Here is a 1,404-nt window from a genome sequence, read left to right as displayed (position 1 = left end):
TGCTCGCACAACGTCTTCACCCGCTGGAGCGCGAGATCCTCGACCGTCGGCGGATGTCCATCGATCTCACCGAATCCTTCGAGCCATTCATGGCGCTCAGCGCGCTCGCGCCGGCGCCCACCCACGCCATCACCGTGCTGGAGGGCTCCAACCGGATCAACGCGGCCCTCAACCTCGCGACCGGCGAGTGCCGCCACGAGGTGCTGACCGTGCAGCCGGGGGGCGCACGCAGCGAGCACATCCTGCGGCAGGCCCTGGAGCGGGACCGCCCGCTGATGGAGCGGGGCGTGCGGATGCGCACGCTCTACCAGCACACCGTGCGGCACAGCCTGGGGACCATGGCCTACGTCGACGTCATGTCGCGCGGCAAGGTCGAGATCCGCACGCTGGAGGAGCTCATCGGCCGGCTCATCATCTGCGACGAGACGGTCGCCTTCGTGCCGGCCCACGACGACCAGCAGGTCGCCCTGGAACTGCGGCACCCGGGGCTCGTCAAGTACCTGATCAAGGTGTTCGAGAACCTGTGGAGCCGGGCGACCCCGCTGCGCGAGGAGGCCCCCTACGAACCCACCCGCGACGGCATCACGGGCGTCCAGCGCTCCATCGCCCGGCTGCTCGTCGAGGGCCATGTCGACGAGGCCATAGCGCGCCGCCTCGGCATGAACGTGCGTACCTGCCGCGCCCACATAGCCAAACTCGCGACCGCCCTGGGCAGCGGCAGCCGCGCCCAACTCGGCTTCCTCATCGCACAGTCCGGGCTCCTGGACGAGGAGCCCGCACTGCCGGGGGGAGACGTCCACTCGTGAACACGGCGCATCCGCACACCGACCGGGAACTGTGCGAACCGGGCCTCACGCTGTACCGGAAGGCCCTGCACGAGGGCCGGCTGCACGCCGAGGACGCCGCTCCCGCGCCCTGCCTGGTCGACCTCGGCCTGCTGCACGCCACGGTCGACGACCTCGACTGGCTGGAGCCCGTCGCCCCCGCCGTCGTACTCCACCGGCTGCTGCGGACCTCCGAGGAGCGCATCGCCGGCGAACGGCGCCGCGAACAGCTGCTGGCCGACGCCTTCGAGCCGCTCATGCGGATCGACCGCCGGCATGCGTCGACGGCGGACAACCCGGCGATCACCGTGCTCAGCGGCACCGAGCGGATCAATCACGCCCTCACCGAGGCCATGATCGAGGCGTCCCGGGAGCTGCTGAGCATCCAGCCCACCACCCAGCAGAGCGAGGCGCGCACCGAGACGGCCCAGGCGCTGGCGCTGGACCGCGACCAGGCCCTGCTGGACCGCGGTGGCCGCATCCGCACCCTGTACCAGCACACACAGCGCTACCGGCCCCTCGTCATGGCGCGCTACGAGCACCTCCGGGGCGACGCCGAGGCCCGCACSCTGGACGAGGT

General features: G+C 71.3%; 1 protein-coding gene and 1 pseudogene. Both read left to right on the top strand.

Annotation, left to right across the window (positions count from 1 at the left end; genetic code table 11):
* Positions 1-806: helix-turn-helix transcriptional regulator (locus EAO75_RS45475; RefSeq protein WP_148000967.1), on the top strand; the 806-nt coding region annotated here is incomplete at its 5' end.
* Positions 803-1,404, top strand: a pseudogene (locus EAO75_RS45470) (helix-turn-helix transcriptional regulator); the annotation flags it as partial. The gene EAO75_RS45475 and the pseudogene EAO75_RS45470, both read left to right, overlap by 4 nt.

The organism is Streptomyces sp. UW30, from assembly GCF_008042075.1.
Classification (GTDB): domain Bacteria; phylum Actinomycetota; class Actinomycetes; order Streptomycetales; family Streptomycetaceae; genus Streptomyces.
Note: the sequence above shows the minus strand (reverse complement) of the source record. Positions and strands in the feature narration are given on the sequence as shown.